20 protein-coding genes are annotated in these 21,540 nt (G+C 67.4%); 12 read left to right on the top strand and 8 right to left on the bottom strand.

Annotated elements, in window-relative coordinates; translation table 11 throughout:
• Positions 1-7: 7 nt before the first annotated feature.
• Together ACFXI4_RS16535 and ACFXI4_RS16530 are read right to left on the bottom strand one after the other, a co-directional pair.
• Positions 8-1,090: an inositol-3-phosphate synthase gene (locus ACFXI4_RS16535; RefSeq protein WP_362716862.1), complete on the bottom strand. Its 1,083-nt coding sequence runs from the start codon at positions 1,088-1,090 to the stop codon at positions 8-10.
• 43 nt (positions 1,091-1,133) lie between these two features.
• Positions 1,134-1,814 carry a PadR family transcriptional regulator gene (locus tag ACFXI4_RS16530; protein ID WP_384991075.1) on the bottom strand — a complete coding sequence of 227 codons (681 nt, stop codon included), beginning with the start codon at positions 1,812-1,814 and terminating at the stop codon, positions 1,134-1,136.
• A 363-nt stretch (positions 1,815-2,177) separates the two neighbouring features.
• On the opposite strand from ACFXI4_RS16530, the gene ACFXI4_RS16525 reads away from it, so the two are divergent.
• Together ACFXI4_RS16525 and ACFXI4_RS16520 are read left to right on the top strand one after the other, a co-directional pair.
• On the top strand, positions 2,178-4,841 hold the full coding sequence (locus tag ACFXI4_RS16525) for a transglycosylase domain-containing protein (protein ID WP_384991072.1): 2,664 nt from the start codon (positions 2,178-2,180) through the stop codon (positions 4,839-4,841).
• 131 nt (positions 4,842-4,972) lie between these two features.
• On the top strand, positions 4,973-6,472 hold the full coding sequence (locus ACFXI4_RS16520; RefSeq protein WP_384991069.1) for a glycosyltransferase family 87 protein: 1,500 nt from the start codon (positions 4,973-4,975) through the stop codon (positions 6,470-6,472).
• Positions 6,473-6,564: 92 nt separating this feature from the next.
• Here the strand turns inward: ACFXI4_RS16520 and ACFXI4_RS16515 are convergent, their stop codons facing one another.
• The 3 genes from ACFXI4_RS16515 to ACFXI4_RS16505 form a co-directional block, all read right to left on the bottom strand.
• Complete coding sequence (locus ACFXI4_RS16515; RefSeq protein ID WP_384991066.1) at positions 6,565-7,596, bottom strand: alanine racemase; 1,032 nt, start codon at positions 7,594-7,596, stop codon at positions 6,565-6,567.
• 66 nt (positions 7,597-7,662) lie between these two features.
• Positions 7,663-8,784 carry a peptidoglycan bridge formation glycyltransferase FemX gene (femX, locus tag ACFXI4_RS16510; protein WP_362716876.1) on the bottom strand — a complete coding sequence of 374 codons (1,122 nt, stop codon included), beginning with the start codon at positions 8,782-8,784 and terminating at the stop codon, positions 7,663-7,665.
• A gap of 165 nt (positions 8,785-8,949) precedes the next feature.
• Positions 8,950-9,252 carry a hypothetical protein gene (locus ACFXI4_RS16505; protein WP_362716879.1) on the bottom strand — a complete coding sequence of 101 codons (303 nt, stop codon included), beginning with the start codon at positions 9,250-9,252 and terminating at the stop codon, positions 8,950-8,952.
• Positions 9,253-9,518: 266 nt separating this feature from the next.
• Between ACFXI4_RS16505 and rpsF the strand changes: the two genes are divergently transcribed.
• From rpsF to rplI, 4 genes are all read left to right on the top strand, one after another.
• The gene (gene rpsF / locus ACFXI4_RS16500; RefSeq protein WP_005482942.1) at positions 9,519-9,809 is read left to right on the top strand and encodes a 30S ribosomal protein S6; all 291 of its coding nucleotides are present in this window, start codon (positions 9,519-9,521) and stop codon (positions 9,807-9,809) included.
• Between the two features lie 74 nt (positions 9,810-9,883).
• Positions 9,884-10,477, top strand: coding sequence for a single-stranded DNA-binding protein (locus ACFXI4_RS16495; protein WP_362716882.1), 594 nt, complete (start codon positions 9,884-9,886; stop codon positions 10,475-10,477).
• A 47-nt stretch (positions 10,478-10,524) separates the two neighbouring features.
• A complete protein-coding gene (gene rpsR / locus ACFXI4_RS16490) occupies positions 10,525-10,761 on the top strand; it encodes a 30S ribosomal protein S18 (protein WP_006381652.1) in 237 nt (78 codons plus the stop codon).
• 18 nt (positions 10,762-10,779) lie between these two features.
• Positions 10,780-11,226, top strand: coding sequence for a 50S ribosomal protein L9 (gene rplI / locus ACFXI4_RS16485; RefSeq protein ID WP_351934107.1), 447 nt, complete (start codon positions 10,780-10,782; stop codon positions 11,224-11,226).
• Between the two features lie 161 nt (positions 11,227-11,387).
• Here rplI and ACFXI4_RS16480 read toward each other — a convergent pair whose 3' ends face one another.
• The gene (locus ACFXI4_RS16480; RefSeq protein ID WP_384991060.1) at positions 11,388-12,725 is read right to left on the bottom strand and encodes an MATE family efflux transporter; all 1,338 of its coding nucleotides are present in this window, start codon (positions 12,723-12,725) and stop codon (positions 11,388-11,390) included.
• Between the two features lie 460 nt (positions 12,726-13,185).
• On the opposite strand from ACFXI4_RS16480, the gene dnaB reads away from it, so the two are divergent.
• From dnaB to ACFXI4_RS16450, 6 genes are all read left to right on the top strand, one after another.
• A complete protein-coding gene (dnaB, locus tag ACFXI4_RS16475) occupies positions 13,186-14,661 on the top strand; it encodes a replicative DNA helicase (RefSeq protein ID WP_384991059.1) in 1,476 nt (491 codons plus the stop codon).
• A gap of 255 nt (positions 14,662-14,916) precedes the next feature.
• Complete coding sequence (locus ACFXI4_RS16470) at positions 14,917-15,534, top strand: TnsA-like heteromeric transposase endonuclease subunit (RefSeq protein ID WP_384991056.1); 618 nt, start codon at positions 14,917-14,919, stop codon at positions 15,532-15,534.
• Positions 15,535-16,275: 741 nt separating this feature from the next.
• Positions 16,276-17,733 (top strand): S1 RNA-binding domain-containing protein, encoded by a 1,458-nt coding sequence (locus ACFXI4_RS16465; protein WP_384991053.1) that lies wholly within the window; start codon positions 16,276-16,278, stop codon positions 17,731-17,733.
• Positions 17,730-18,038 (top strand): hypothetical protein, encoded by a 309-nt coding sequence (locus tag ACFXI4_RS16460; RefSeq protein ID WP_384991050.1) that lies wholly within the window; start codon positions 17,730-17,732, stop codon positions 18,036-18,038. The genes ACFXI4_RS16465 and ACFXI4_RS16460 overlap by 4 nt, the downstream gene beginning before the upstream one ends.
• 32 nt (positions 18,039-18,070) lie before the next feature.
• Positions 18,071-18,274, top strand: a complete 204-nt coding sequence (locus tag ACFXI4_RS16455; RefSeq protein ID WP_384991048.1) for a hypothetical protein — start codon at positions 18,071-18,073, stop codon at positions 18,272-18,274.
• 817 nt (positions 18,275-19,091) lie between these two features.
• Positions 19,092-20,477 carry a serine hydrolase domain-containing protein gene (locus tag ACFXI4_RS16450; RefSeq protein ID WP_384991046.1) on the top strand — a complete coding sequence of 462 codons (1,386 nt, stop codon included), beginning with the start codon at positions 19,092-19,094 and terminating at the stop codon, positions 20,475-20,477.
• Between the two features lie 68 nt (positions 20,478-20,545).
• On the opposite strand, the gene ACFXI4_RS16445 is transcribed toward ACFXI4_RS16450, so the two are convergent.
• Complete coding sequence (locus tag ACFXI4_RS16445) at positions 20,546-20,998, bottom strand: GNAT family N-acetyltransferase (protein ID WP_384991043.1); 453 nt, start codon at positions 20,996-20,998, stop codon at positions 20,546-20,548.
• A gap of 10 nt (positions 20,999-21,008) precedes the next feature.
• Positions 21,009-21,467 carry a MarR family winged helix-turn-helix transcriptional regulator gene (locus ACFXI4_RS16440; RefSeq protein ID WP_384991040.1) on the bottom strand — a complete coding sequence of 153 codons (459 nt, stop codon included), beginning with the start codon at positions 21,465-21,467 and terminating at the stop codon, positions 21,009-21,011.
• Positions 21,468-21,540 lie beyond the last annotated feature (73 nt).

Raw genomic sequence — 21,540 nt, 5'->3', positions numbered from 1 at the left:
GGGGACGTCAGCGCTCGACGTCGCCGCGGATGAACTTCTCCACGTTCTCGTAGGCCTCGTCGTCGAAGTACTGCACCGGCGGGGACTTCATGAAGTAAGAGGACGCGGAGAGGATCGGGCCGCCGATGCCACGGTCCTTTGCGATCTTCGCGGCGCGCAGGGCGTCGATGATGACACCCGCGGAGTTCGGGGAGTCCCAGACCTCGAGCTTGTACTCCAGGTTCAGCGGGACCTCGCCGAAGGCGCGACCCTCGAGGCGGACGTAGGCCCACTTGCGGTCGTCGAGCCACGCGACGTAGTCGGACGGGCCGATGTGGACGTTCTTCTCGCCCAGCTCACGGTCACGGATCTGCGAGGTGACGGCCTGCGTCTTCGAGATCTTCTTCGACTCGAGGCGGTCACGCTCGAGCATGTTCTTGAAGTCCATGTTGCCGCCGACGTTGAGCTGCATGGTGCGCTCAAGACGGACACCGCGGTCCTCGAACAGCTTGGCCATCACGCGGTGCGTGATGGTCGCGCCGACCTGCGACTTGATGTCGTCGCCGACGATCGGGACGCCCGCCTCGGTGAACTTGTCCGCCCACTCCTTGGTGCCGGCGATGAAGACCGGAAGGGCGTTGACGAAGGCGACCTTGGCGTCGATGGCGCACTGGGCGTAGAACTTCGCCGCGTCCTCGGAACCGACGGGCAGGTAGCAGACGAGAACGTCGACCTGCCTGTCCTTGAGGATCTGGACGACGTCGACCGGGGCCTCGGCGGACTCCTCGATCGTCTCGCGGTAGTACTTGCCCAGGCCGTCGAGCGTGTGGCCACGCTGGACCTGGACGCCCGTGTTCGGGACGTCGCAGATCTTGATGGTGTTGTTCTCGGAGGCGCCGATGGCGTCCGCGAGGTCGAGGCCGACCTTCTTCGCGTCGACGTCGAACGCGGCGACGAACTCGACGTCACCGACGTGGTAGTCGCCGAACTGAACGTGCATGAGGCCGGGGACCTTGGTCTCCGGGTCAGCGTCCTTGTAGAACTCGACGCCCTGCACCAGCGATGCGGCACAGTTGCCCACGCCGACGATGGCTACGCGAACCGAACCCATTCCGGTTGCTCCCTGTGTGTATGAGTGAGGCCCTGACCGGGTCTCACGTGGTGGTGTCGTCGGACAAATCCGGCCGGGTCTCCCCGGACCGGGGCAGGTTGCCCGGCGCTCCATTGGTGGTGTTCTGCTGAGCGGATTCGCCGGAGGCGGGACTCTTCGTGTCCCGTCCGGCCCGCTCGCTCTCGATGAGCTCGTTCAGCCAGCGCACTTCGCGCTCCACGGACTCCATTCCGTGGCGCTGGAGCTCAAGCGTGTAGTCGTCGAGGCGTTCCCTGGTGCGTGCCAGCGAGCCGCGCATCTTCTCCAGGCGCTCCTCCAAGCGGCTGCGCCGGCCCTCCAGCACGCGCATCCGCACGTCGCGGGAGGTCTGCCCGAAGAAGGCGAACCGTGCTGCGAAGTGCTCGTCCTCGTAGGCGTCGGGGCCGGTCTGGGAGAGGAGCTCCTCGAAATGCTCCTTACCTTCGGCCGTCAACCGGTAGACGATCTTGGCGCGGCGACCGGAGAGCGGCGCGGCGAGGGCGTCCTCACTGGTGTTCCCCGGTTCCTCGATCAACCAGCCGTTGGCGAGCAGCGTCTTGAGGCAGGGGTAGAGCGTCCCGTAGCTGAACGCCCGGAAGACACCCAGTGAGGTGTTGAGTCGTTTCCGCAGCTCATAGCCGTGCATCGGGGACTCGCGGAGCAGACCGAGTACGGCGAACTCAAGAATGCCGGACCGTCGGCTCATGGTCGCCTCCTCTCGTCTCTGACGCGCTTATCTCGCTCTGATGTATCGGCTCGATACATCCCGACGATAGATCGGCGATCCCGGTGCGACAAGAGGAACGACGGTGAACGGGATCACATCACCGATTCGTAGGAGGCAACTTGCCTGATTTGGGGTGAACTTCGGAGCTCGGCGGGTTTTGGCGGTGCGTAGTCTGTGCGGCATGCACACCACCGGGAACCAAGTGACGCCTGGGGGGCGTCCCTGTCCCCGGTGCAGTACGGGTGAATGCAGGACCGACCACATCCGTACTTCGGGGGGACCGGAAACCAGCCGCCGTTTCCAGGCGCGCACGGGTGCGCCTGCCCGAGGAGTAATCGTTCGATGAGCGAGCACCGTCGCAAACCGCAGCAGCCGCAGGGAGGCGGACGTGCCGCGGCCCGACGCGGCCAGTCCGACCCGTCCGCCGGCCGCCGTGCGGCCCCGCGAGGCGCCACCGGGTCTCCTTCCGACTCCTATGGGTCCCGTTCCTACGGGTCGGATCCCCAGGACTCGGGGGGTGAAGAGCGCCCCTACGGCGGCCGAGCCGAGGCACGCCGGGCGGCGCAGAAGAACACCGGAGGCCGCCGCAGAACGCCCGACAACGGAAGCCGTGGTCCCGGTGGTCCTGCCGGGCCGGGGCGTGGCAGAGGACGGGCGTCGACGGCGCCCGGCAAGAAGCGCCTGGTCGACTACCCGAGGGCGAACAGGTTCGGCTGGCACCGCTGGGTGCCGTCCTGGAAGCTCGTCTCCGGGCTGTGCATCACGTTCTTCGGCAGCCTGGTGGCGCTGGTCGGCGTCGGGTACGCCATGGTGGGCGTCCCGAACGAGAACACCGCGGCCAAGTCCCAGAACAACGTCTACTACTGGGCCGACGGCAAGCAGATGGTCGCGACGGGCACCGGCGCCAACCGGCAGAACGTCACCATCGACCAGATCCCCGAGGCGATGCAGTACGCGGTGATCTCGGCGGAGAACAAGAGCTTCTACACGGACCCTGGTGTCGACTTCAAGGGCATCGCCCGCGCCCTCGTCAACATGGCCCAGGGCGGCGAGACGCAGGGTGGTTCGACGATCACCCAGCAGTTCGTGAAGAACACGTACCTCAGCCAGGACCAGACGGTCACCCGTAAGTTCAAGGAGATGTTCATCTCCGTCAAGGTGGGCACCAAGTTCACCAAGCCGGAGATCCTCCAGGGCTACCTGAACACCTCGTACTTCGGTCGGGGGGCGTACGGCATCCAGGCCGCCGCCCAGACCTACTACGGCGTGGACGCCAAGAACCTCACGCCGAGCCAGTGCGCGGTCCTGGCGGCTCTGCTCAAGGGCGCGACGTATTACGACCCCGCGGGCAACCCGGACATCGACCGCGCGGCCTCCAGGGAAGCCAACCTCAAGCGGTCGCACGATCGCTGGGGCTGGATTCTCGAGGAGATGCACAAGGACCGGCATCTCACCGACGCCGAATACCAGACGGCCATCAAGAAGTACCCGCTGCCCCAGGGCCGCAAGGCCGTCAAGGGCATGACCGGGCAGATCAGCTACCTCGCCGACACGGCCAAGAAGTACGTTCTCTCGCACTCCAACATCACCGAGGCGCAGTTCGACCAGGGCGGCTTCCAGATCTACACGACCTTCCAGAAGGACAAGGTCAACGCCCTGACCGCGGCCGTGCAGAAGGTCCAGAAGGCCCGGCTGGATCCGAAGAACCGTGAGAAGGACAAGTACGTCCAGTTCGGTGCGGCCTCGGTGGTCCCGAAGGACGGCGCGATCGTCGCCCTGTACGGCGGCGCCGGCTACGAGAACAACCACTTCACCAACAACGCCGACACCTCGGGTGTCCCCGTCGGTTCGACGTGGAAGCCGTTCGTCCTGGCCGCGGCCATGGAGTACGGCACGTACAAGACAGAGGGGGTCGGGGTCTCACCGCTGAGCAAGTACAACGGTGACGACAACCTCAAGGTGCGGCGGCCGGACGGTACGTACTACCTGAACAAGGACAACTCGATCTTCCGGCAGAGAAACGAGAGCGAATACCACTGGGGCTACATCAGTCTGCGCAAGGCGATGGAGCAGTCGATCAACACGCCGTTCGTGCAGCTCGGCGTGGATGTCGGCATGACGAAGGTCCGGGACGTGGCCCAGGCGTCCGGCATTCTGCCGGACAGCATGTCGCAGGACCTCAACCCGTCGTTCGCCATCGGTACCTCCACTCCCAGCGCGATCCGCATGGCCGACGCCTACGCGACCTTCGCGGCCTCCGGCGAGCACACGGACCCCTACTCGGTGACCGCCGTCAAGCAGGACGGTCAGGAGCTGAGCGGCTTCTCCAAGCCCAAGGTGACCTCGGCGATGCCCGAGAACGTGGCCAACAACGTCACGGACACCCTCCAGAACGTGATCCAGAACGGTACGGGTACGAACGCCAAGGCCCTGGGCCGTACGGCGGCGGGCAAGACCGGTACCACCGACAGCAACAAGTCGGCCTGGTTCGTCGGCTACACCCAGCAACTGTCGACCTCGGTGGCGATGTTCCGTGAGAACCCCAAGGACGCGGAACTGCTCTCCATGAACGGCACCGCCGGCGTGGCGTCCATCCATGGTGGTGACATCCCGACCTCGGTGTGGACCGAGTACATGAAGGCCGCTCTCAAGGGCAAGAACGACCTGGGCTTCCCGGACGCCACCAAGATCGGTGCGATCGCCAACGAGGCGGGGGCGCCGTCCCCGACGCCGTCCCCGAGCATCACGCCCAGCGAGACGCCCAGCGAGACGCCGAGCGCCACGCCCAGCGAGACGGCCACCTCACCTTCGCCGACCGTGAGCGAGACCTGCCGGTTCGCCTGGAACTGCTCGACCGGCGGCGGTAACACCGGTGGCAGCACCTCGGGAACCACGTCCTCGCCGTCGGCCACGGATTCGACCGGCACAGGCAACGCCAACGGTGGAGGGAACGGTGGAGGCAACGGTGGAGGCAACGGGAGCCTCTTCGGCGGATCGAGCGGCTAGCCGCTCGACCTGACCGGTAGGTGACCATTTCACCCGCCGACGTGTGTTTCACGTGAAACAGGGGCCGCCGCATCCGACGAGGTGCGGCGGCCCTCGGCGTATTCCTAGAGAGGTACGGCAGGATGGGCCCCATGCCCAGTGCAGAGACGACGCCCACGGGCGTGCGCGAGCCGGAGCCGGTGCGGCCGACCAGGGAAGACCCGGTCGCCGCGGCCGGCAGTGAGCTGATCGGTGGCCCCATCGGGCGGCGAGCGCTGCTCGGGACGTCCTGGTGGACGCCACTGCGGGTGGTGGTTCTCGTGGCGATCGGCATGTTCGCCCTGGGCCTGATCCAGAAGGCGCCGTGCTACAACGGCGGCTGGTTCTTCGGCGCGAGTTCGCAGTACACGCACGCCTGCTATTCGGACATCCCGCACCTCTACCAGGGGCGGGGCTTCGCCGACGGTCTGGTGCCGTACTTCGACAAGCTCCCCGGCGACATGGACTACCTCGAGTACCCGGTGCTCACCGGTGTGTTCATGGAGGTGGCCGCCTGGCTCACGCCGGGCAGCGGCAGCATCCAGCTCCAGGAGCAGGTGTACTGGTTCGTCAACGCCGGGATGCTGATGATCTGCGCCGCCGTGATCGCGGTGTGCGTGGTCCGTACGCACCGCCGGCGCCCCTGGGACGGCCTGCTGGTCGCCCTGGCACCCGCCTTCGCCCTGACCGCCACCATCAACTGGGACCTCCTGGCGGTCGCTCTGACGGCCGCGGCGATGCTGATGTGGTCCCGGAGCCGTCCTCTCGCCTTCGGTGTCCTCCTGGGGCTTGCTACGGCCGCCAAGCTGTATCCCGTGTTCCTGCTGGGGCCGCTGTTCCTGCTGTGCTGGCGTGCGGGCAAATGGCGGGACTTCTTCGCCGCTGCCGGGGGCGCGGTCGTCGCCTGGCTCGTCGTGAACCTGCCCGTGATGATCTTCGCCTTCGACGGCTGGTCGAAGTTCTACACGTTCAGCCAGGAACGAGGCGTCGACTTCGGTTCCTTCTGGCTGATCTGGGCGCAGAACACGACCACCCCGCCCAGTACCGGCTTCGTGAACAACGCGGCGATGGCGCTGGTGGTGCTCTGTTTCCTGGGCATCGCGGCCCTGGCCCTCACCGCCCCGCGGCGACCGCGCTTCGCCCAGCTGGCCTTCCTGGTGGTGGCGGCGTTCATCCTCACCAACAAGGTCTACTCCCCGCAGTACGTCCTGTGGCTGGTGCCGCTGGCCGTGCTCGCCCGGCCCAAGTGGCGGGACTTCCTGATCTGGCAGGCGTGCGAGGTGGCGTACTTCCTGGGGATCTGGATGTACCTCGCGTACACGACCAGCGGTGACGCCCACAAGGGCCTGCCGACCCACGGCTACCACTGGGCCATCGCGGTGCACCTGCTCGGCACGCTCTACCTCTGCGCGATGGTCGTACGGGACATCCTCATGCCCGAGCGGGACGTGGTGCGCCGCTCCGGTGACGACGACCCCTCGGGCGGGGTGCTGGACGGCGCCGAGGACGTCTTCGTGCTCGGCGCGGCTGGCCGTCCGCCGCGCCATGCCGCCCCGTTCGAGGGGCCGCAGGTGGAGTGGGGCAGCCGAGGCCCCGAGGACAGTTCGCTCTGAGCGAACAGGGCCGGTGAGTGATCATCCGAGAGTGAAGGAAAGGGCCGTACACGGAACTCCGTGTACGGCCCTTCTGGCGTCCTGAGGACGCGTCAGCGGTCCACGATGCGGTCGAACTGGGTGGTGGTGTGCCGCAGATGGGCCACCAGCTCCTCGCCCACCGTCGGCTCAGGAGCATCGATCGGCACAAACAGAATCGAGACCTGCATGTGCGGCGGCTCCGCGAACCAGCGCTGCTTGCCGCCCCAGACGAACGGCGCAAGGTTCCGGTTCACCGTGGCCAGGCCGGCCCGTGCGACGCCCTTGGCGCGCGGCATGACGCCGTGCAGGGCCTTCGGGGCCTCCAGGCCCACCCCGTGCGACGTACCGCCCGCCACGACCACCAGATAGCCGTCCGAGGCCGCCTTCTGCTGCCGGTAGCCGAACCGGTCGCCCTTGGCGACGCGGGTGACGTCCAGGACCGCCCCGCGGTACTCGGTGGCGTCGTGGTCCCCCAGCCACAGCCGGGTGCCGATCCGGGCCCGGAACCGGGTCTGCGGGAACTGCTGCTGCAGCCGGGCGAGTTCGTCGGCCTTGAGATGGCTGACGAACATCGTGTGCAGCGGCAGCCGGGCAGCGCGCAGCCGGTCCATCCAGCCGATGACCTCCTCGACGGCGTCCGAGCCGTCGGTGCGGTCCAGCGGCAGATGGATGGCGAAGCCCTCCAGCCGGACGTTCTCTATGGCCGTGTGCAGCTGCGGCAGGTCCTGCTCGCTGATGCCGTGCCGCTTCATCGTGGACATCACCTCGATGACCACACGTGCGCCGACCAGGCCGTACACGCCGTCGATCGACGACACCGAGCGGATGACCCGGTCGGGCAGCGGCACGGGCTCCTCACCGCGCCGGTACGGCGTCAGTACCAGCAGGTCGCCGCCGAACCAGTCCTTTATGCGCGCGGCCTCGTACGTCGTACCGACGGCGAGGACGTCCGAGCCGAGACGCGTGGCCTCCTCCGCCAGGCGTTCGTGCCCGAAGCCGTAGCCGTTGCCCTTGCAGACCGGGACGAGACCCGGGAACTGCTCCTGCACGTGCTTGTGGTGCGCCCGCCAGCGCGCGGTGTCGACGTAGAGGGTGAGCGCCATGGCCGGACCTGGGACCTTTCTGGATGGCTGGGGTGTGTAAGGGCTATAGAAGCACGGAGCGTGACGTCAGCGGCGCGACATGTAGATGTCGAGCGCCTTGTGGAGCAGCTTGTTCAGCGGGAAGTCCCATTCGCCGAGGTACTCGGCGGCCTGGCCACCGGTGCCCACCTTGAACTGGATGAGGCCGAAGAGGTGATCGGTCTCGTCCAGCGAGTCCGAGATGCCGCGCAGGTCGTAGACGGTGGCGCCGAGCGCGTAGGCGTCGCGCAGCATCCGCCACTGCATGGCGTTGGACGGACGCACCTCGCGGCCGATGTTGTCGGAGGCCCCGTAGGAGTACCACACGTGGCCGCCCACGATCAGCATGGTCGCCGCGGACAGGTTGACCCCGTTGTGCCGGGCGAAGTAGAGCCGCATCCGGTTGGGGTCCTCGGTGTTGAGGGCCGTCCACATGCGCTGGAAGTACGACAGCGGTCGCGGCCGGAAGTGGTCGCGCACGGCCGTGATCTCGTACAGCCGCTGCCACTCCGCGAGGTCCTGGTAGCCGCCCTGGACGACCTCGACTCCAGCCTTCTCGGCCTTCTTGATGTTGCGCCGCCACAGCTGGTTGAAGTTCCGGTGGACCTCTTCCAGGGAACGGTTCGCCAGCGGCACCTGGTAGACGTAGCGCGGCTGCACGTCACCGAAGCCGGCGCCGCCGTCCTCGCCCTGCTGCCAGCCCATCCGGCGCAGCTTGTCGGCCACCTCGAAGGCACGCGGCTCGATGAAGTCGGCCTCGATGTCGCGCAGGCGCTTCACGTCCGGGTTCTGGATGCCGGCCTTGATGGAGTTGGCCTCCCAGCGCCGGATGATCACAGGCGGGCCCATCTTCACGGAGAACGCGCCCTGTTGCTTGAGGTGGGCCAGCATCGGCTGGATCCACTCGTCGAGATTGGGCGCGTACCAGTTGATGACCGGGCCCTCGGGAAGGTACGCCAGGTAGCGCTTGATCTTGGGCAGCTGGCGGTACAGCACCAGGCCCGCGCCGACCATCTCGCCGGTGCGTTCGTCGAACCAGCCGAGGTTCTCCGAACGCCACTCCGCCTTGACATCCGCCCAGGCCGGGACCTGCATGTGGCTAGCCGCAGGCAGGCTCTGGATGTATGCCAGATGCTGTTCGCGGCTGATGGTCCGCAGGGTCAGGCTCATGTCGGGGCGCTCCTCGGGCTGGTGTGTCCCCATGGGTACAGGGGCTCCGGCTCTCGCGCCGAAGCCTACTGCGCCTTGCCCGCGGCCCGACTGGGCGTACACCACCTACGCCCCGGCACCGTTGCGGCCGGGGCGTGGCGCGGTGGTACGGAAGGGGCCGGGGGCCTATCCGAACAGGCCGCCGTGTGCCATGCCGATGAAGAAACCGATGCCCGCGGCACCGAGACCCAGGATCGTGCCGAAGCGCTCGCGTGTGGTGATCGAGACCCACTGCCCGTACAGGCCGGTGAAGATGCCGATCAGACCTGCCCACGAGCTGAGCAGGTGCAGGCTGTGGAAGAACGACGTGATGAAGGCGATCAGCCCGAGCGCCAGCGTCACGGCCATCAGCGAGTCCTGCAGCGGATGGGTCTTGCCGTCGGTGGCGAACAGGGATCCGGCGGTGTTGGGTCGCAATGCCTGTGCCATAGGGCACCTCCTGCGGAAAGCGGCGCATCGTAGCGCCGTACACACCCGATGTGTACAGATTGAGGGCCGCGGCGGCCGGATTTCAACCGGAAGCAGGTGTGCGGGTAGTGTGTACCGTCTGCACCGGTGTCTGCCCAGGCCCGCGGCCGGGGATCCCGAGGGAAGCCCCCCGCATGTCAGTGGCGGCCGATACCGTTGCGTACGCATCACAACCCTCCTGCCACGGAACGACCGTGGCCGCTGAGTCCAAAGGAGGTGGGTTCCACATGCGTCACTACGAGGTGATGGTCATCCTCGACCCCGATCTGGAGGAGCGCGCTGTCGCCCCTCTGATCGAGAACTTCCTCTCCGTCGTCCGTGAGGGCAACGGCAAGGTGGAGAAGGTCGACACCTGGGGCCGTCGTCGTCTCTCGTACGAGATCAAGAAGAAGCCCGAGGGCATCTACTCGGTCATCGACCTGCAGGCCGAGCCTGCGGTCGTCAAGGAGCTCGACCGCCAGATGAACCTGAACGAGTCGGTCCTCCGGACCAAGGTCCTCCGTCCCGAGACCCACTGAGCTTCCAGCTCAGCTGATCTCGGGTTTCGAGTAGCAGCAAGCAGCCAGCAGCAAACCCGCCGAGAGGTTCCCCCATGGCAGGCGAGACCGTCATCACGGTCGTCGGCAATCTTGTCGACGACCCCGAGCTGCGCTTCACCCCGTCCGGTGCGGCGGTCGCGAAGTTCCGCGTCGCGTCCACTCCCCGCACCTTCGACCGCCAGACGAACGAGTGGAAGGACGGCGAAAGCCTCTTCCTGACCTGCTCGGTCTGGCGTCAGGCGGCGGAGAACGTCGCCGAGTCGCTCCAGCGAGGCATGCGCGTCATCGTGCAGGGCCGGCTGAAGCAGCGGTCCTACGAGGACCGTGAGGGTGTCAAGCGCACGGTCTACGAGCTGGACGTCGAGGAAGTCGGCGCCAGCCTGCGGAACGCCACGGCCAAGGTCACCAAGACCGCCGGTGGTGGCGGCCGCGGTGGCCAGGGCGGCGGCTTCGGCGGCGGTGGCGGCCAGGGTGGCGGCAGCTGGGGCGGCGGCTCCGGTGGCGGCCAGCAGGGCGGCGCCCCCAGCGACGACCCCTGGGCCTCCGGCGCTCCCGCCGGCGGCGGCAACCAGGGTGGCGGCGGTTGGGGCGGTGCCTCCGGCGGCAGCGGCGGTGGCGGCGGCTACTCGGACGAGCCCCCCTTCTAGGGCATCGGGCTCGCATCCCCACTTCTTGATCACACAGGAGAAACACCATGGCGAAGCCGCCTGTGCGCAAGCCTAAGAAGAAGGTCTGCGCGTTCTGCAAGGACAAGGTCCAGTACGTGGACTACAAGGACACGAACATGCTGCGGAAGTTCATTTCCGACCGCGGCAAGATCCGTGCCCGCCGCGTGACCGGCAACTGCACGCAGCACCAGCGTGACGTCGCCACGGCCGTCAAGAACAGCCGTGAGATGGCGCTGCTGCCCTACACGTCCACCGCGCGATAAGGGAAGGGTGACCGACACATGAAGATCATCCTCACCCATGAGGTCTCTGGCCTCGGTGCCGCCGGCGACGTCGTCGACGTCAAGGACGGATACGCTCGCAACTACCTGATCCCGCGGAAGTTCGCTATCCGCTGGACCAAGGGTGGCGAGAAGGACGTCGAGCAGATCCGTCGTGCTCGCAAGATCCACGAGATCCAGACCATCGAGCAGGCCAACTCCGTGAAGGCCCAGCTCGAGGGTGTCAAGGTCCGTCTGGCGGTCCGCTCCGGCGACGCCGGTCGTCTCTTCGGTTCCGTCACCCCGGCCGACGTCGCTTCGGCGATCAAGGCTTCCGGTGGCCCCGAGGTCGACAAGCGCCGCATTGAGCTGGGCTCGCCGATCAAGACACTGGGCGCCCACGAGACGTTCGTGCGTCTGCACCCCGAGGTTGCCGCCAAGGTCAACATCGAGGTCGTCGCGGCCTGAGGCCGTGTTCGGACCGAGCAGTAGCTGAGAGGGGCCGTACCCGTGAGGGTGCGGCCCCTCTCGTCTGCCGACGAGGAGGTGGCGCGGCGGGTGTTTCACGTGAAACGTGACGGCTCGTGGTGTTTCACGTTTCACGTGAAACACCCGGTGGGCCGGACGGGTCAGCGCGTTGCGCCGGTCACGATCCAGCGGCCCGAGCGGGTACGCAGCCAGAGGGTCAGCATCCGGGTGGCCATCATCACGGTCATGGCTCCCCAGAGCGCCGTGAGCCCGCCGCCGAGCCCGGGGACCAGGAGCGCCACCGGTGTGAAGACCGCGAGTGTCACGACCATGGCCCCGGCCAGGTACGGCCCGTCTCCCGCACCCATCAGAACGCCGTCGAGGACGAAGACCACGCCGGAGATCGGCTGGGATAGTGCCACGATGACCAGCGCGGGCAGCGCGATGTCCTGCACGGTCGGATCGCTCGTGAACAGTGGCAGGAAGAGCGGTCGGGCGGCCACCACGAGTAGTCCCAGGACCACCCCGACGGCGATGCCCCACTGGACCATGCGCCGGCAGGCCTCACGGGCACCGGCAGTGTCGCCCGCGCCGAGATGACGGCCGATGATGGCCTGCCCGGCGATGGCTATCGCGTCCAGGGCGAAGGCCAGCAGGCTCCACAGCGACAACACGATCTGGTGGGCCGCGATGTCGGCATCGCCCAGCCGGGCAGCCACGGCCGTAGCGATCATGAGGATGGCACGCAGCGAGAGAGTCCGGACGAGCAGAGGGACGCCGGCCTGTGCTGACGCCCGTATCCCGGCGGCGTCGGGGCGAAGGGATGCTCCGTGCTTGCGGGCTCCCCGCACGACGACGGTCAGATAGACCGCCGCCATCGCGTACTGGGCGATGACGGTGCCCCAGGCGGAGCCCGCGATGCCCAGCCCTGCACCGTAGACCAGCCCGGCATTGAGACCGGCGTTGGCGACGAAACCGGCGACGGCGACGTACAGCGGGGTCCGGGTGTCCTGGAGGCCACGGAGAACGCCGGTGGCGGCGAGCACCATCAACATGGCCGGGATGCCCAGTGAGGAGATCCTCAGGTAGGTCGTCGCGTAGGGAGCCGCGGTGGCCGAAGCTCCGAAGATGTCCACGATGCCCGGTGCCAGGGGCAGGGCGACGGCGATGACGCCGGCGCCGAGCAGCAGCGCCAGCCAGATGCCGTCCATGCCCTGACGGATGGCGGCCGGGAGATCGCCTGCTCCGACCCGTCGGGCGACGGCCGCCGTGGTGGCGTAGGCGAGGAAGACGAAGACACTCACGGCGGTGGTGAGGAGCGCGGAGGCGACGCCGAGACCGGCGAGCTGTGCGGTGCCGAGATGGCCGACGATCGCGCTGTCGGCCATGACGAAAAGCGGCTCGGCGACCAGTGCGCCGAAGGCCGGGACCGCCAGTGCGACGATCTCTCGGTCGTGCTGCCGCCGGGTGGCCTCGGGGGTCGCGGGAGCCTGTGACATGGGCACTAATGTAATCGTCCACAGGTAAGAGATGCAATTACATACTGACCCTTACTGAAGCTTGTGTGCGCCATGCTTTCACGGAGCGTTCGAAGGGATCTTGATCCGACTGGGAAAGTTTTTCTTCTGCACAGCCGGTGGATGGGAAATGGGCAGGTCAGGGCCGCTGACGGTGAAAGATCGAGGGCTTGTTCACAGGGCTGTCCACCGGGTCGTGCACAGGTTTCGGCGGGTTCTCCACAGCATACGGGCCGTCGTCCACATGGCCTGTGGATAACCAGATTGGCTGACGGTGCCCGCGGGCCTACCGTGGTCCGGCGCCCACTCCTCCTCATGGCCTCGGAAACCTCACAAAACCGACGCGCCCGGAACCGGAACGGGGCGTCCAGGTATGTCAGTGCCGTGCCGTAGAAATGAGGCCACGGCGAGGTCCGCCGGGCGGACGGGAGGAGGTGGCTCGGTGAGTATTTCCGAGCCCTTGGACGATCCGTGGGCCGAGGCCGGTCCCAGCGATCGCCTGCCCGCCTCCCGCGGACGCGGCGAGAGCGGCCGAGGACGGGACGACCGTCACGACCGCGGCCGGGACAGCGGTGACTGGGACGGCGGGGGGACCCCCTTCGAGCGGGTCCCCCCGCAGGACCTCGACGCCGAACAGTCCGTGCTCGGCGGCATGCTGCTGTCCAAGGACGCCATCGCCGACGTCGTCGAGATCCTCAAGGGCCACGACTTCTACAAGCCCGCCCACGAGACGATCTACCAGGCGATCCTCGACATCTATGCCAAGGGTGAGCCGGCCGACCCGATCACCATCGCCGCCGAGCTCACCAAGCGCGGCGAGATCAACAAGGTCGGCGGGGCCTCCTATCTGCACACCCTCGTCCAGACGGTGCCGACGGCGGCGAACGCCGAGTACTACGCCGAGATCGTCCACGAGCGGGCTGTGCTGCGCCGGCTGGTCGAGGCCGGAACACGCATCACGCAGATGGGATACGCGGCCGACGGTGACATCGACGAGATCGTCAACAGTGCCCAGGCCGAGATCTACGCCGTCACCGAGCAGCGGACCAGTGAGGACTATCTGCCGCTCGGCGACATCATGGAAGGCGCTCTCGACGAGATCGAGGCGATCGGCTCCCGCACCGGTGAGATGACCGGTGTTCCCACCGGTTTCACAGACCTGGACTCGCTCACCAACGGCCTGCACCCGGGCCAGATGATCGTCATCGCCGCCCGGCCCGCCATGGGTAAGTCCACCCTCGCACTGGACTTCGCCCGAGCCGCTTCGATCAAGAACAACCTGCCCAGCGTCATCTTCTCCCTCGAAATGGGCCGCAACGAGATCGCGATGCGCCTGCTGTCCGCGGAGGCCCGGGTCGCGCTGCACCACATGCGCTCCGGCACGATGACCGACGACGACTGGACCCGGCTCGCCCGCCGGATGCCGGACGTATCGGCCGCGCCGCTCTACATCGACGACTCCCCGAACCTGTCGATGATGGAGATCCGGGCCAAGTGCCGACGGCTCAAACAGCGCAACGACATCAAGCTCGTGATCATCGACTATCTCCAGCTGATGCAGTCCGGAGGCAAACGCTCCGAGAGCCGTCAGCAGGAGGTCTCGGACATGTCGCGAAACCTCAAGCTGCTGGCGAAGGAGCTGGAGGTCCCGGTGATCGCGCTGTCACAGCTCAACCGTGGTCCCGAGCAGCGCACGGACAAGAAGCCGATGGTGTCCGACCTCCGTGAGTCCGGCTCCATCGAGCAGGACGCCGACATGGTCATCCTGCTTCACCGCGAGGACGCCTACGAGAAGGAGTCACCGCGCGCGGGCGAGGCCGACATCATCGTCGGCAAGCACCGAAACGGTCCGACCGCGACGATCACCGTGGCCTTCCAGGGTCACTACTCCCGCTTCGTGGACATGGCACAGACCTGATCCGCCCCTGTAGGTTCCGCGTCTGAGTGACCCTTTCCGCGTCGCCGTGTCCCCTGATTGGCCCTTGGGACACATTTCACGGAACGGCAGATCAGTGCGTTCGCTCGATCGAGTGAAGGGCGGTGAGGGTCGAGACAGCGTGTGGGCACGCTCGCCATCGTGAATGCACCGATGGCGTAGCCGCGTTGGGGGTGGGACCGCTTATGCCGGAGTCCATAGATGTAATTTCTGCGAACATCCACGTCAGAGAACTGGGTGGGGACATCGCGGTGGAGTGCCCTTTCGACGCGGTGGGTCTCGAAGATCCTGGCGGCGGGGCCGTGGCGCACCTTGCGTTGGTACAAGGGGCAGAAGCATTTCTCGGGGTCCTTCTGGTCGGCCACCGAGGGCGCACTGGTGATCTACGAGTCCTTGCTGGAACTGGCCTGGCTGCTGGAGGCGGACTTCGACCGGTCGGTTTCCAGGATCATCGCCCAGCCGTTCCTGATGACCGCTCGGATCGACGGTGCCGAGCGCAAGCACATCCCCGACTTCCTGTTGATGACCAGCTCGGGTCCCCTGGTGGTGGACGTGAAGCCGGCGAAGCGGTTGTCGCAGCCGGAAGTGGCGTTCACCTTCGCCTGGAGCCGGCAGGTCATCGAGTCGCGGGGCTGGGAATACGTCGTGCGGAGCGAGCCCAACTCCGTGCGGCTGGCGAACATCCGCATTTTGGCGAGGCATCGTAGGGCGTGGTTGTTCACTCCGGAGATCGTGGACGGGGTCGAGGCCGCAGTGAGCGACGGGATGACGTTCGCGGACGCGTGCAGGTCGGTGCCGGAGAGGGATTTGCAGCATTTGCTGAGGCTGTGGACCCTCAGCGTCCGCCCGACATGACCATGGCAGCGCTGCAGGCCCTGTCAGCCTGGACACGACGCTAGCGGCATCGATATCCAGCGCCTGCACGGCCTGGTCCGAGGACGCCACTGCCCGGCTCGTGCCGCAGCCGCGGCGCTGGGCGTCAGCATCGAGGCCGTGCGCCTCGCGCTGGAAGAGCACCCCGCGCCAGCCCAACCGCTCACACCGTCTCAGGCCCGTGCCCTGGGACGAGTCAGCCACGCCATCCGTGGCGTCCTCCCCGAAGAGGAACTGCGGCGCCGATACCTCGACGAGCGCCAGTCCGCGAAGGCCATCGCTGACGGCCTGGGCGTCTCGCGGCAGACCATCACCCGTCTCGCCCGGGAGTACGGGATCCCTCTGCAGCAAGGACGCCGCAGCCACCACCCTGTCGACCGAGAGTGGCTCTTCGATCAGTACGTCACGTGCCGACGGCCGCTTCCCGAGCTCGCACATGAGATGGGGGTAAGTACCGCCAGCATGAACCGCTGGGCACACGAACTCGGCATTCCGCTCCGCCCTCGCGGAGGTGCCAGCCACCGCGAAGCCCTGCGCCCGGATACCGGAAGTCCGAGCTGACTCACGAGCAACTGGGCGATCATGTCGAGGTGACCATCGCCGACCCCACTGAGTTCTTCTTGTCCAGCCGTGCCACTGTCTACCGTGCCCTCGAATGCCGCCAGTACGCATCCACGTCGTCGATGTCCGGCGGGCAGTGACGTGCTGCCTTACGTCTACCAGGTGACGAAGTACAACCCCGCCGACCGCGACCAGCACGGGCATTACGCCGGCACTGAGCCCGCGACGAGCGACCACGGGCCGATCGAAGCCACCTATCTTCAGGCCGTCGCCGCCTTCGCCGAGGACACCGGCGTCGACCAGTTGGCAGTCCGCGAGCCGCAGCTCGGAGGCTTCGCTCACTTCGGTCTGGAGCCACCGGTCGACGGCTACGGCCTGGCCGACCTCTTTTCCGCTGGCCTCGCCGGTTTCCACGACGGTGCACTGGTGTCGATTGCCCTCGGCCTGGAACTTGTACGGGCCATGCTCCGCGACAGCGGTGCCTGGTGCCGCTTGGAGACGGAGGGAGAGTTCACGGTGCACGTCGGCTGGGACCAGTACCTTTACATCGGCAGCAGTCGGCCCTGTGAAGGCGCGCTGACCCGCACCCGTGCGCTCGGCCTGTTCCCGGAACGCCTGGACGCATCGCCGTACGATTTCGCCCCCGACGATCCTGAGTACGTGCAGCGCCCGGCCGACGCCGACTTCTGGGCCCGCCTGCACTGGACCGTCAGCGCTCACCGTGCCGTGTTCCTGGAGGAGGTCTTTGCCGGCAACGCCTCCCGGTGGCACCGCCTGACCCGCGACAGCATCGAGACCGTGCGCTCCCGGCTGGCCCCACGATCCCAGTTGGCGGTCTGGCCGGACCTGCTCACCGACGTCGGTACGGCCGTGGCCGCTCTACCCGATGAGGGCCTGGTGGAGGTCGTCTGGGAGAACGAGGACGGTCAGATGACGAGCACGGTCGTGGACGAGACCCAGTTCGAGGCAGTGGCCTCCCAGCTCGGCAGCGCGCGTGCTGCCGGTGTCGTATCCATGTATGCCGGTGAAGATCTCCCGCTGTTCACCGCTGTGTTGCCGGACAGTGACGGTGTTCTGCGCGCTCGCTGGCAGACTGAACCGACGCCTAGCGACCGGGACTGGGCGTTCCTGAAGACCCTGCGGCGCGGTCAAGTCGTCACCGGCACGGTGACATCCATTGCCGACTTCGGTGTCACCTTCGTGGACATCGGCGGCTTCACCGCGATGATCAACATTCCGGAGCTGTCCTGGCGTCCCTTCAATCACCCGTCCGACATCGTCAGCGTCGGCCAGGAGATCACAGCCGAAGTCCTCGACGTCGACATGGTCTGGGAACGGGTGCCGCTGTCGCTGCGAGCAGTGCAGGAGGACCCGTGGCCGCAGGTCGCGCAACAGCTCGGACAGGTGGTCACCGGACCGGTCACCAAAGTCCTCCCGTTCGGCGTCTTCGTCCGCATCGAAGACCGAGAGGACGGCTTTCAGGGCCTCGTGCGCACCAGTGAGCTGGATCAATCGCCGGAGGACGTCATTGAGGTCGGCGACGTGCTCACGGTGAAGATCATCGATGTCGATGTCCCGCGGCGCCGCATTGCCCTGTCACAGAGGCAGGCTGACCAGTGACGACGTGGATGCGCTGCTACTGGGACGAGGAAGCCATCTGGTTCTACTTCGAGGTCGACGCCGACGGCTGGGTGACCCGACAGATCGAGCTCCAAGGTTCTGAGCTGATCGCGATCGCAGCTGCCTCCTTGGACGAGTGGCAGCGCGCTCAGCAGGCAGGCGGTCTGGGTGAGTACGAGAGGGAATTCGGACGCACCGCGGAACTCCCAGTGTCACAGTGGGAGGGATACGAAGCCGATCAGCTGGCCTCGCAAGAATTCGAGCAGGTGTGGGATGCCGCTCGACGGGAGATCGCAGCCCGCTGACCCCGAGGCCCAGCAGTTACCCTGTCGGGCTTATGGAACAGCTGCCCGAGGGTGTCGATCGCGACATCATGAACCACCGGATCATCTTCGCTATCAAGGCGATCCGTGAGGCACGCGCCTGCACGCTCCACGAGGCGCTGGACGTCTTCGCCGAGCGCTACGAAGAGCTCCGTCGGGATCGCCCGGACGACTTCACGGTGTCACCCGAGGACTACGGACGGGGTTTCTACTCCTAACCCAGCATCGCACCACCCGCTCACTCCAGACCGTCGACCACTGTTCGTGCTGGCTGCGACCGATACCGACTGAGGTGCCCGTAGCTCGCGCGTTCGGAAGCTGGATACCCCAGCACTGCCTGGCTCAGAGGGTTTCCAGGGGGTCGGCCCGGCCGAGCAACTCCACGAGTGGGGTACCAGTCCGGGCAGCGACGATGCGGCGAGCGCGGAGCTGGGCGCGGGTCCGGGGGCGGAATTTCGGATCCCGTCCGCAACCACACGGTTCGAAGCCGTCGTAGCGCAGCCCGGCGTTGAGAACTGCCGCGACGACCGACCATGCTTTCCGATTACTGCGGCGGGGTGGCGCGAAGTCGTGGCCGGCGCACAGCAACGGGCCTGAGCAGCGCGGGCACGAGTGTTCCACCATCGTGAGGATGTCGCTTGAAGCTGACTCGGCACGAGACGCAGGCGTAGTGCAGCTTGTAGTGGGCGAAGGCGTATCTGCACACAGGCCGACTGTAGCGATGACGCTTCGCCATTTACCAGGGGATTCCACCTCTGAGGTGGTGTAGGAGACGCGACTGCACTTGTCGTCCGTCTCGCCACGACACGGACCCCATGTGTAGGCCGGGGACTGCTCGGCTCCAAGCTCGAGTGACGATGTCACCGGCCATGCGCTGGGAAAGGGACACGCGAACGCGGAACGGTCAGCGGGACACGATGCGCGGAATGCGCGAAGCCCCAGGCTGCAGCGCTGGCGTGTGACACCGAAGTCGGGAACCTACAGCCCCACCGAAATGAACTCGACGCAGCTCAGCCCACCGGGTGGACTGGGCCCATGACGACATCTCAGGAAGAGCTGCTGCCCGCCACCCGGCGGGCGCTGCTGCATCGGATCGCCGTGGCCCAGGCCGAGGGGCGGGCGCCGTCCCTGGTGGCGGCGGTCGTGCGGGGTGGGCGGGCGGTCTGGCGCGGGGCGCGGACCTCGGTGTCCGGGCACGAGCCGGACGGGAACGTGCAGTACCGGATCGGCTCGATCACCAAGACGTTCACGGCCGTTCTGGTGCTCCGGCTGCGCGACGAAGGGCTGCTCGATCTCGGCGATCCACTGGAGAAGTACCTGCCGGGCACCGGCGCGGGGGAGGCGACGATCGTCGAACTGCTCGCGCACACCGCCGGTTTGGCGGCCGAGTCGCCCGGGCCCTGGTGGGAGCGCACTCCGGGCTCGCTGCGGCCGGAGCTCGGTGATGTCCTCGGTGAGCAGCCTCTCCTGCACCCGGTCGGCCGTCGGCACCACTACTCCAACCCCGGCTACACCCTGCTCGGCGCCCTGGTCGAGGAAGTCCGCGGGGCCTCCTGGGAGGAGGTGCTCCGGCGGGAGGTGCTCGAACCGCTGGGTCTGGACCGTACGAGCGCCGCGCCACAGGCGCCGCACGCGGGCGGCTGGGCGGTGCATCCGTGGGCCGACGCGATGCTCCCGGAGCCGCTGGAAGATCTCGGCCGGATGGCGCCGGCAGGACAGCTCTGGTCGACCACCGATGACCTGGCCCGGTTCGCCGTGTTCCTGGCGGCCGGTGACGACCGTGTTCTGAGTGTGGAGTCCGTGCGGGAGATGCGTATTCCGGCGGCTCCTGCCGAGCCTGCCGATGTGCTGGACGGTGCCACCTACGGCCTCGGTCTCCAGGTCCAGCGCCGTGACGGCCGGCTGCTGTGCGGGCACTCCGGGTCTCTGCCCGGCTTTCTGGCCAACCTCACCATCAGCGTGGACGACGACGTGGCGGCCGTGGTGCTCGCCAACTGCACCTCGGGGCCGGCGCTGTCCGCTGTCGGCGCCGACCTCGTCCGTATCGTCGCGGAGGCCGAACCGCGTATCCCCGAACCTTGGCGGCCCCTGGCCCAGGTCGAGCCGTCGGTGCTGGAACTGGCGGGCCAGTGGTACTGGGGTACGCACCCCTTCGCCCTGCGGGTGACGGCCGACGGGCTGGTCTCGCTCGGGCCGCTGTCGGGCGTGGGCCGCCGCGCGCGTTTCCGGGCCAACGGCGACGGCACGTGGATTGGCCTTGAGGGCTACTACGCCGGAGAGGTTCTGCGGCCCGTACGGCGAGCGGAGGGCACCGTGAGCCACCTGGACCTGGGCTCGTTCGTGTTCACGCGTCAGCCGTACGAGGAGACGGCTCCTGTGCCCGGCGGGGTGGACCCCGAGGGATGGCGGGGGATCGGCTAGACGGGGCGGGGGTGGCGTTTCACGTGAAACGTCACCCCCGGAACGCGTGGCCCGTCGGTTCCCGGCCGTCAGATCTCAAGCTTGAAACCGAGGTGTGAACCGGTGAAACCGAGCCGCTCGTAGAAGCGGTGGGCGTCGGTGCGCGACGCGTCCGAGGTCAGCTGCACCAACTGGCAGCCCCGACGGCGGGATTCCTCTATCGCCCACTCGATGAACCGGGTGCCCAGACCGCCGCCGCGCTCGTCCGCATGGACGCGTACGGCCTCGATGATCGACCGGGTGGCGCCGCGCCTCGACAGCCCGGGAATGATCGTGAGCTGGAGCGTGCCGACGACACGGCCCTCGCGTACGGCGACCACCACCTGCTGGTTGGGGTCGGCGCTGAGCCGCTCCAGGGCGCGGAGATAGGGGGCCAGGTCGTCCGGCGATTCCCGCCGGGCGCCCAGCGGGTCGTCGGCGAGCATGCCGACGATGGCCGGGACGTCATCGGGGACCGCGGCGCGTATGTCAAGATCTCCCATGCCTGCCAGCCTATGCGGGCACGTTCAGCGATTCCACGACCCGCACCAGGGGAGCCAGCTCGGGGTTTCTGGCCGCCTCGTCGAGCGCTTCACGCAGGGCGCAGTCATTGGTGGGGCGAGCCTCTTCGAGCAGCCGCAGCCCCGTCTCCGTGACGTTGGTGTAGATGCCGCGCCGGTCGGTCGGGCAGAGGTAGCGCTCCAGGAGGCCCCGGTCTTCGAGCCGTGTCACCAGTCGGGTGGTGGCGCTCTGGCTCAGGACGACCGCGTCGGCGACCTGCTTCATCTGCAGGTGGCCCCCTTCGTCGTCGTGCTGCCGGCTGAGGACGTCCAGCAGGGAGTATTCGCGCACGCTGAGGTCGTGCTTCCCCTGGAGGGCGCGCTCGATGTGTGCCTCGATCCTCCCGTGGAGCAGGGAGAGGGCGCACCAGCCCTGGGCAAGGGCGGTGAGCGCGGGGTCTGTCGCTGTCATTGACGTGTTCCTCCGTCCCGGAGCGGCTGAAACCAGGATAGAGCAGGTACGCAATATCCTGCGGTTGCATATA

Source organism: Streptomyces sp. NPDC059224 (assembly GCF_042754285.1).
Lineage (GTDB): Bacteria > Actinomycetota > Actinomycetes > Streptomycetales > Streptomycetaceae > Streptomyces.
The sequence above is the reverse complement of the archived record's forward strand: the minus strand, read 5'-3'. Positions and strand labels throughout refer to the sequence as shown.